General features: G+C 53.0%; 9 protein-coding genes, 1 pseudogene and 1 other annotated feature. Of the genes and pseudogenes, 4 read left to right on the forward strand and 6 right to left on the reverse strand.

All coding sequences use genetic code 11. From position 1 onward, the window contains the following. Positions 1-265 precede the first annotated feature (265 nt). From clpB to rluD, 3 genes are all read right to left on the reverse strand, one after another. On the reverse strand, positions 266-2,839 hold the full coding sequence (gene clpB, locus C3451_RS23645; protein ID WP_022649055.1) for an ATP-dependent chaperone ClpB: 2,574 nt from the start codon (positions 2,837-2,839) through the stop codon (positions 266-268). A gap of 129 nt (positions 2,840-2,968) precedes the next feature. Beyond that, positions 2,969-3,700: a purine nucleoside phosphorylase YfiH gene (yfiH, locus tag C3451_RS23650; protein ID WP_045623207.1), complete on the reverse strand. Its 732-nt coding sequence runs from the start codon at positions 3,698-3,700 to the stop codon at positions 2,969-2,971. Continuing rightward, positions 3,697-4,677, reverse strand: coding sequence for a 23S rRNA pseudouridine(1911/1915/1917) synthase RluD (rluD, locus tag C3451_RS23655; protein WP_022649057.1), 981 nt, complete (start codon positions 4,675-4,677; stop codon positions 3,697-3,699). The genes yfiH and rluD overlap by 4 nt, the downstream gene beginning before the upstream one ends. Before the next feature lie 131 nt (positions 4,678-4,808). Here rluD and bamD point away from each other — a divergent pair, with 131 nt between their 5' ends. From bamD to pheA, 4 genes are all read left to right on the forward strand, one after another. Next, complete coding sequence (bamD, locus tag C3451_RS23660; protein ID WP_003863164.1) at positions 4,809-5,546, forward strand: outer membrane protein assembly factor BamD; 738 nt, start codon at positions 4,809-4,811, stop codon at positions 5,544-5,546. Between the two features lie 267 nt (positions 5,547-5,813). Beyond that, positions 5,814-6,155: a ribosome-associated translation inhibitor RaiA gene (gene raiA / locus C3451_RS23665; RefSeq protein ID WP_006811628.1), complete on the forward strand. Its 342-nt coding sequence runs from the start codon at positions 5,814-5,816 to the stop codon at positions 6,153-6,155. 103 nt (positions 6,156-6,258) lie between these two features. Next, positions 6,259-6,384, forward strand: a sequence feature (Phe leader region). Further along, positions 6,260-6,307 carry a pheA operon leader peptide PheL gene (gene pheL, locus C3451_RS23670; RefSeq protein ID WP_100229775.1) on the forward strand — a complete coding sequence of 16 codons (48 nt, stop codon included), beginning with the start codon at positions 6,260-6,262 and terminating at the stop codon, positions 6,305-6,307. It overlaps the preceding feature by 48 nt. A gap of 30 nt (positions 6,385-6,414) precedes the next feature. Beyond that, positions 6,415-7,575: a bifunctional chorismate mutase/prephenate dehydratase gene (gene pheA, locus C3451_RS23675; RefSeq protein WP_023306733.1), complete on the forward strand. Its 1,161-nt coding sequence runs from the start codon at positions 6,415-6,417 to the stop codon at positions 7,573-7,575. Here the strand turns inward: pheA and C3451_RS23680 are convergent. The 3 genes and pseudogenes from C3451_RS23680 to C3451_RS23690 form a co-directional block, all read right to left on the reverse strand. Further along, positions 7,572-8,444: an SMP-30/gluconolactonase/LRE family protein gene (locus C3451_RS23680; protein WP_045623206.1), complete on the reverse strand. Its 873-nt coding sequence runs from the start codon at positions 8,442-8,444 to the stop codon at positions 7,572-7,574. The genes pheA and C3451_RS23680 overlap by 4 nt on opposite strands. 144 nt (positions 8,445-8,588) lie before the next feature. Further along, positions 8,589-8,741, reverse strand: a pseudogene (locus tag C3451_RS23685) (ogr/Delta-like zinc finger family protein); the annotation flags it as partial. Between the two features lie 123 nt (positions 8,742-8,864). Beyond that, positions 8,865-9,176, reverse strand: a complete 312-nt coding sequence (locus C3451_RS23690) for a hypothetical protein (protein ID WP_124304484.1) — start codon at positions 9,174-9,176, stop codon at positions 8,865-8,867. Between the last annotated feature and the right edge of the window lie 101 nt (positions 9,177-9,277).

Genomic DNA, 9,277 nt, shown 5'->3' on the forward strand with positions numbered 1-9,277 from the left:
CTGCGGCGCGGGGTGTGCATATTACGCTTCCCCGCTTCAGAGTCAAGCGTTTATTTTGCTTTTCTCTGCTGACCCGGCGGCTTGCGTGCCGTTGTTCCGTGTCAGTGGAGGCGCATTATAGGGAGTTATTCTGAGGCTGCAAGTGCAAAGTGAAAATTATTTACTGACTGCTCACTTTCCAGGCAAAACACATCTCAGACCTTAATTCTTGCCTGGTTTTTAAACAAAAACGAGCCGCAAGCGGCCCGTTTTTGCGTTTTGTGACTTACTGCACTGCCACAATTCGGTCTTCGTTGGCTTCCAGACGGATAACTTTGCCCGGAACCAGCTCCCCGGAGAGGATTTGCTGCGCCAGCGGGTTTTCGATCTGCTGCTGGATTGCACGTTTTAACGGACGCGCGCCATAAACAGGATCGTAACCATTCTCGCTCAGCAGTTTCAGCGCATCATCCGAGATGTGGATTTCATACCCACGCTCTTCCAGACGCTTGTACAGACGCTGCAACTGGATCTGCGCAATCGACGCAATGTGTTTCTCACCCAGCGGATGGAACACGACCACTTCATCAATACGGTTGATGAACTCCGGACGGAAGTTTTGGCTGACCACACCCAGCACCAGATCTTTCATATGGCTGTAATCCAGCTCACCGAAGCGTTCCTGAATCAAATCGGAACCCAGGTTCGAGGTCATGATCACCACCGTGTTACGGAAATCGACCGTTCTTCCCTGCCCGTCCGTCAGGCGTCCATCATCCAGCACCTGCAACAGAATGTTAAACACGTCAGGATGAGCCTTTTCCACTTCATCCAGCAGGATGACGGAATAAGGACGACGACGAACCGCTTCCGTCAGGTAACCGCCCTCTTCATAACCGACATATCCCGGAGGCGCACCGACCAGACGCGAGACAGAGTGTTTCTCCATAAACTCGGACATATCGATACGCACCATCGCGTCATCGCTGTCGAACATAAAGTTAGCCAGCGCTTTACACAGCTCGGTTTTACCGACACCGGTTGGCCCCAGGAACAGGAACGAGCCGATGGGACGATTCGGATCGGACAGCCCCGCACGGCTACGACGAATGGCGTTAGATACCGCTTCGACCGCTTCGTTCTGGCCAATGACGCGCTGATGCAGATCCTGCTCCATACGCAGCAGTTTTTCGCGTTCACTTTCCATCATGCGAGCTACAGGAATCCCCGTCCAGCGCGCCAGCACTTCGGCAATCTCGGCGTCCGTCACTTTATTACGCAACAGACGCATAGTTTTGCCTTCCGACTGCGTGGCGATCTCAAGCTGTTTTTCCAGCTCAGGGATCTTGCCGTACTGTAGCTCGGACATCCGCGCCAGGTCCCCTACGCGACGCGCCTGCTCAATGGCAATTTTCGCCTGCTCCAGCTCCGCCTTGATTGTCTGGGTGCCAGAGAGGGAGGCTTTCTCAGCTTTCCACTCTTCTTCCAGCTCAGAATACTGACGCTCTTTCTCATCCAGCTCTTCGTTGAGCATATCGAGGCGTTTCTTACTCGCTTCATCAGACTCTTTGTTCAATGCCTGCTGTTCCAGCTTGAGCTGAATAATGCGGCGATCGAGTCGGTCCAGCTCTTCCGGTTTCGAGTCAATCTGCATACGGATGCTGGACGCCGCTTCATCGATAAGGTCGATGGCTTTATCCGGCAACTGCCGGTCGGCAATGTAACGATGCGAAAGCGTCGCCGCCGCAACGATGGCCGGGTCAGTGATCTGCACATGATGGTGCAGCTCATAACGCTCTTTCAGACCACGCAAAATCGCGATGGTATCTTCAACGCTTGGTTCTGCGACAAACACCTTCTGGAAGCGTCGCTCCAGCGCGGCATCTTTTTCAATGTACTGACGATACTCGTCCAGCGTAGTGGCACCGACGCAGTGAAGTTCACCACGTGCCAGCGCAGGTTTCAGCATGTTCCCTGCATCCATTGCGCCGTCAGCTTTACCTGCCCCCACCATAGTGTGCAGTTCGTCAATAAACAGGATGACGTTGCCTTCCTGTTTCGCCAGATCGTTCAGCACGCCTTTCAGACGCTCTTCAAATTCACCGCGGTATTTCGCCCCGGCCACCAGCGCGCCCATATCCAGCGCCAGTACGCGACGGCCTTTCAGCCCTTCGGGCACTTCGCCATTAACGATACGCTGCGCCAGCCCTTCAACGATGGCGGTTTTACCGACGCCAGGCTCACCAATCAGCACCGGGTTGTTTTTGGTACGGCGTTGCAGTACCTGAATAGTCCGGCGAATTTCTTCGTCGCGACCGATTACCGGGTCAAGTTTGCCCTGCTCGGCACGTTCGGTCAGATCGACCGTAAATTTTTTCAAAGCCTGACGTTGGTCTTCGGCTCCCTGGTCGTTCACGCTTTCACCTCCGCGCATTTTCTCAATCGCCTGGGTCACATTAGCGGTGGTTGCACCGGCGGATTTCAGCAGGTCGGTTAAGGTACCGCGTGATTCAAGCGCCGCCAGAACAAACAGCTCTGACGAAATAAAGTTGTCCCCACGTTTTTGCGCCAGCTTGTCGCAAAGGTTCAGTACACGCACCAGATCCTGTGACGGCTGTACGTCGCCACCGGTACCTTCTACCTGCGGTAAACGACTCAGCGCCTGATCGATGGCGGTGCGTAACTGGCCGGCATTAATGCCAGCGGACGTTAACAAAGGACGTATCGATCCCCCTTCCTGATTCAGCAAGGCGCTCATTAAATGAAGAGGTTCGATAAATTGGTTGTCGTGCCCCAGTGCGAGGGACTGGGCATCGGCGAGAGCAAGCTGGAATTTATTAGTAAGACGATCCAGACGCATAACTCCTCCCATAACAGGTCAAATTTGCTACTGGAGATTAAATGAGGTCATCCCTCAATTATTCAAGGTTAATAACCTGAATTATGTGAAAAGAAAACGGCGCGTACCGGATCGTCTTGATTCTTTAGGTTATATCAGCCAAATGAAACTTGCCATACGGCCTGTCGTCTTGTTACGGCGCCAGGAGAAAAAATCACCCTTTTCGGTGAATGTACAGCGATCGCCGCCGAAGATCTGGGTCACGCCGACATTATTAAGGCGCTGGCGGGCAAGCTGATAAATATCGGCCAGATATTTATCGCCGGACGCCACAAACGCATTAACCGCCTGAGGATCTTTTTCCATAAAAGCTTGCCGAACCTCAGGCCCCACTTCAAATGCCTGCGGGCCAATCGCCGGGCCAAGCCAGGCGATGAGATTTGCAGAATCGTCCTGGAAGCAGGCAACGGTCTCTTCCAGCACGCCTTCACACAGGCCACGCCAGCCCGCATGCGCTGCTGCAATCTCCGTACCGGCACGGTTACAAAACAACACCGGCAGGCAATCAGCGGTCATCACCGCGCAAACCGTTCCCGGCGTATTGCTGTACGAAGCATCGGCGCGTTTAGACGCATAGGGCTCACCCGTAAGCTTCAGCACCGCTTTACCGTGCACCTGCTCAAGCCAGACCGGTTTTGAAGGAAGGTTTCCCGCAGCATACAGACGTTTACGGTTCTCTTCGACGTGCTCCAGGTTATCGCCACAGTGCGCACCGAGGTTCAAAGACGCCCACGCACCCTGGCTCACGCCACCGATACGGGTCGAGCTAAAGGCGGCCACGCCTTCAGGCAGCGGCCACTCCGGGACAATCAGTTTGGTCATAACCAGTCCACGTGATCCTTATGTTCTTCGAAATCTGCGCGCATCGCGTCGATAAGTTCCACCATATCCTGTGGGATAGGCGCATGCCATTCCATCTGAATTCCGGTGATTGGGTGGTAAAGACGTAGCATCGTCGCATGCAGCGCCTGGCGATCGAATTTACGCAGCACGGAGATGAATTCATCCGATGCGCCCTTTGGTGGACGCGGACGACCGCCGTAAACAGGGTCACCCACCAGCGGATGGGTAATATGCGCCATGTGCACGCGGATCTGGTGAGTACGCCCGGTTTCCAGACGCAGACGCAGGCGCGTATGAATACGGAAATGTTCCATGATGCGGTAATGGGTTACCGCCGGTTTACCCATCGGGTGCACGGACATATGCGTACGCTTGGTTGGATGACGACTAATCGGCTCTTCCACCGTGCCGCCAGAGGTCATATGACCAATGGCCACCGCTTCATACTCACGGGTGATTTCGCGCAGCTGCAAAGATTCCACCAGTCGAGTCTGGGCGGGGATCGTCTTCGCCACCACCATCAGACCCGTGGTGTCTTTATCCAGACGGTGAACGATACCGGCACGCGGTACGTCAGCTATCGGCGGGTAATAATGAAGGAGTGCGTTAAGTACCGTACCGTCAGGATTACCCGCGCCCGGATGGACAACAAAGTCACGCGGTTTGTTGATGACCAGAATATCGTCATCTTCGTAGACGATATCCAGCGGGATATCCTGCGGCTCGAAGCGGACTTCCTCTTCGATTTCAGCATTGATGGCGACAGCTTCCCCACCAAACACTTTCTCTTTTGGTTTGTCCCAGATCTTGCCGTTTACCAGCACGCGCTGGTCAAGGATCCATTCTTTTATACGTGAACGCGAATAATCAGGGAACAATTCGGCCAAAGCCTGATCTAAGCGTTGACCGAGCTGATTTTCGGAGACTGTTGCGGTGAGTTCTACTCGTTGTGCCATAAACTGCTTCTTCGTTTAACGTTGGGTTTTACGGCTTTGCCGTTTAATATAGTGTGCTATTGTAGCTGGTCTTAATCGGGAGCAGGAACTGAGTTTCTCCCGGACAAACATTTGAGGAAAGTCAAAACGTCATGACGCGCATGAAATATCTGGTGGCAGCGGCCACGTTGAGCCTGGCTTTGGTGGGCTGCTCCGGTTCGAATGAACAGGTCCCTGACAATCCGCCGAATGAAATCTATGCGACTGCACAACAAAAGTTGCAGGACGGTAACTGGAAACAGGCGATAACGCAACTGGAAGCGTTGGATAATCGCTATCCGTTTGGTCCGTATTCACAGCAGGTACAGTTAGATCTGATCTACGCCTACTATAAAAATGCCGATCTGCCGCTGGCTCAGGCAACGATCGATCGTTTCATGCGTCTGAACCCTACCCATCCTAACATCGATTACGTGATGTACATGCGCGGCCTGACTAACATGGCGCTGGATGACAGTGCATTGCAGGGCTTCTTCGGGGTGGATCGTTCTGACCGTGACCCGCAACATGCGCGTGATGCTTTCAATGACTTCTCCAAACTGGTGCGTAGCTACCCGAACAGCCAGTACATTACCGATGCCACTAAGCGTCTGGTGTTCCTGAAAGATCGTCTGGCGAAATACGAGTACTCCGTCGCGGAATACTACACTCGCCGTGGCGCATGGGTTGCCGTGGTTAACCGTGTAGAAGGCATGCTGCGTGATTATCCAGATACCCAGGCCACGCGTGATGGCCTGAAGCTGATGGAGAATGCGTATCGCCAGATGCAGATGACGGCTCAGGCTGACAAAGTGGCGAAAATCATCGCCGCGAACAGCAGCAACACCTGATACCGCTACAACGCATAACGGCAGCCCGCAGGCTGCCGTTTTTTTATTCTTTCAGACTTACGCTGAAGCGGTTTAGCTTCAACACATCCAGTCAACTATGACCGCAATTGCTGGCTTCGACAAGGTAAATCTCACCTCTTCCTGCCCTGCCTCACAAAAAAGATTCCCTGACAAAAACCGACAAAATAACGTGATCTAAATCACACATTTTGACATTAGGTCGGGTATGCTGGAATCACCAAGACGGAAAGACAAGAGGTAAAATTTATGACAATGAACATTACCAGTAAACAAATGGAAATTACTCCGGCAATCCGCCAGCACGTCGCAGACCGTCTCGCCAAACTGGATAAATGGCAAACACATTTGATTAATCCACATATCATCCTGTCCAAGGAGCCGCAGGGTTTCGTCGCTGATGCAACTATCAATACTCCAAACGGCCATCTGGTCGCCAGCGCTAAACACGAGGATATGTACACCGCAATTAACGATTTGATCAACAAGCTGGAACGGCAGCTCAATAAAGTGCAACACAAAGGTGAAGCCCGTCGCGCCACAACATCGGTGAAAGACGCCAGCTTCGCGGAAGAAGTTGAAGAAGAGTAATCCTTTAAATTGAGTGTACCGACAACGCGCCTTCGGGCGCGTTTTTTATTGACAGGATCAAAACAGTACAGGTACTTTAACCCTATCAATTTCAGGATGACCTAATGAAACAGACGCCGTTTTTCTTCGCATTCTTTTTTACCTTCCCCTGACCGGGAGGCGTTTCGTCGTGTGATAAAGAATGCGAAGACGAACAACAAGGCCTCCCACACCGGGAGGCCTTTTTTATTGATAACGATAAAATGAGACAGACAACACTATGACACCGGAAAACCCGCTCCTGGATTTACGCGTAAAAATCAGTGCACTCGACGAAAAGTTACTGGCCCTGCTGGCAGAACGCCGCGCGCTCGCCATTGAAGTGGGCAAAGCCAAGCTGGATTCTCATCGGCCGGTGCGCGATATCGATCGCGAGCGTGATTTACTGGAACGGTTGATACAGCTCGGCAAAGCGCATCATCTTGATGCCCACTACATCACCCGCCTGTTCCAGCTCATCATTGAAGATTCCGTTCTGACGCAACAGGCCCTGCTCCAGCAGCATCTGAACAAAACCAACCCGCACTCTGCTCGGATCGCTTTCCTCGGCCCGAAAGGTTCTTATTCTCACCTGGCGGCTCGCCAGTACGCAGCCCGTCATTTCGAAGAGTTCATTGAGAGCGGTTGTGCAAAATTTGCAGACATCTTCAACCAGGTCGAAACCGGCCAGGCAGATTACGCCGTGGTGCCTATTGAGAACACCAGTTCCGGCGCCATCAACGATGTTTACGATCTGCTCCAGCACACCAGCCTGTCGCTGGTCGGTGAGCTGACTATTCCTATCGATCACTGCGTGCTGGTCTCTGGCTCAACCGATCTGAGTCAGATCGAAACGGTGTACAGCCACCCGCAGCCGTTCCAGCAGTGCAGCCAGTTCCTAAACCGTTATCCGCACTGGAAAATTGAGTACACCGAAAGCACCTCGGCGGCGATGGAAAAAGTGGCGCAGGCAAACTCTCCTGCCGTCGCGGCACTCGGTAGCGAAGCGGGCGGCGCGCTGTATGGCTTACAGGTGCTGGAACGCAATCTGGCCAACCAGACGCAAAATATCACCCGTTTCGTGGTTCTTGCCCGCAAGGCCATCAACGTATCCGACCAGGTTCCGGCGAAAACCACCCTGCTGATGGCGACCGGCCAGCAGGCGGGTGCGCTGGTTGAAGCGCTGCTGGTGCTGCGTAATCACAACCTGATCATGACGAAGCTGGAATCCCGCCCAATACATGGCAACCCGTGGGAAGAGATGTTCTATCTCGACGTTCAGGCCAACCTGGAGTCTGCATCCATGCAGAAAGCCCTGCGCGAACTGGGCGAGATCACACGCTCCATGAAAGTACTGGGCTGCTATCCGAGCGAAAACGTGGTCCCGGTCGATCCGGCTTAATGTTCGATAAAGCGGCTTTTCTTCATCCCTGCCACATTTACAGGCAGGGTGAAGATGGCACCGGAAAGCGGGTATTTCGCCAGCTCCTCCGCCTCCATATTTTCCCGCGTGGTGGTGATAAACAGCGTTTTCATCTCGTCGCCGCCAAAGCAGACCATTGTCGGGCAGCGTACCGGCAGCCGGTATTCTTCCAGCTGTACGCCTTGCGGTGAAAACCGTGCGATACGCCAGCCGTCAAACAGTGCGCTCCAGTAGCAGCCTTCCTCATCCATTGCCGCTCCGTCGGGTATACCGTCTCCCTCGCTAAAACGGCGAAACTCTGCGCGCTTACCGGGTTCCCCCTGCTCATCAAGCGGCGTACGGTAAATCACACCGTTCGGCGTATCAGAAGTAAACATCCACCGTTTGTCAGGACTAAACGCTAAACCGTTATGCCCCTGAATATCGCACTGGATCACTTTCGGTGTCAGGTCGTTGTCGATACGCATCAACATGGCGCCGTTATAATCTCCCGGCCCCCAGAACGTGCCCGCATAAAACCGTCCCTGATGGTCGGTGCCTCCGTCGTTAAAGCGTGCAAGCTGCGGGTTGGACGGGTTATCGCAAACCTTACGCTGGAGCAGGCCGTGTTTATCGGTCAGCCAGATGGCGTTTCGCATTGCGACGATAAATCCGCCGCGTTCACGCAGGGCAAAACACCCAACTTCTTCATGGAATGAGAGCACCGAGTGTTCCGCGGTGGGCAGATGGTACCGATGAATCTCCCCTTCCAGAATATCCGCCCAGTAGAGCGCCTTCTCTTCAGCACTCCACGTCGGGCATTCGGGCAGATGCCCGGTATAGTTCAACAGCAGCTGCGGTTCAGCCATGACAGTTCCCCAAAATGAAAAAAGCCAGCATTGCTGTTTTAATTTTAGACGCAAAAGCCTGAAACAAAAGGATTTGTTTCTGACGATGTCCACACGTCGTCCACGCATCGAAAAAGCCCTGCCATGTGCAGGGCTTTCTTTTGGTCACATCCAGTGGATTTGTTGCTGGCCTGATTGCGTCGGGTGCGGCGGCGCTGGTACTACTTCACCCGGCGAAACGATAAAGCTCTCGACCGTCTCAGTGGTGATGAACGTGCAACTGCAAATGATGTTTGTGCACTGATGATACAGCTCCTTGCCTGTGCGGCGCGCATGGCCTGCGCCTTTGAGCCGCACCAGCGCTGTCACTGGCTGGCAAAAACTGGAATAAAAAATGAATGCAAACTCATCCACTGATGCATGCACATCTAAAATTGTGAATCAACTCGTCCAATTAATGATTTCGTCCAGCCCGGAAAGTATTGCAGGAAAATAACTTTCATCCATTCCAAGACTATCACTGACTACGACGCTTTCAGCAGGATTTTCCGGCCTTAGCGTTAATGTTAAAAGCACCCCACGCCCTGTTGATGATGGTGAAAACACAAGATTTAACTGATTTTCTGTGCTATCAAAAATCACCTCACGAGCCTTCGTGCCATCAACTAAACTTCTATGTAACTCCCTGAGTTTAGCTTTAAGAGCATTAAGCTCTCCGACATTAAAGTGAATCGCCACGGGTTTAACAGACACCTCAGAGTCATTTAAGATGGCTTAAAGAGAGGTGCCCATGAGCGGTAAGCGTTATCCCGAAGAGTTTAAAACTGAAGCAGTCAAACAGGTTGTTGATCGCG

This window comes from Enterobacter sp. 301B, assembly GCF_003850715.1.
In the GTDB taxonomy this organism is placed as follows: domain Bacteria; phylum Pseudomonadota; class Gammaproteobacteria; order Enterobacterales; family Enterobacteriaceae; genus Enterobacter; species Enterobacter intestinihominis.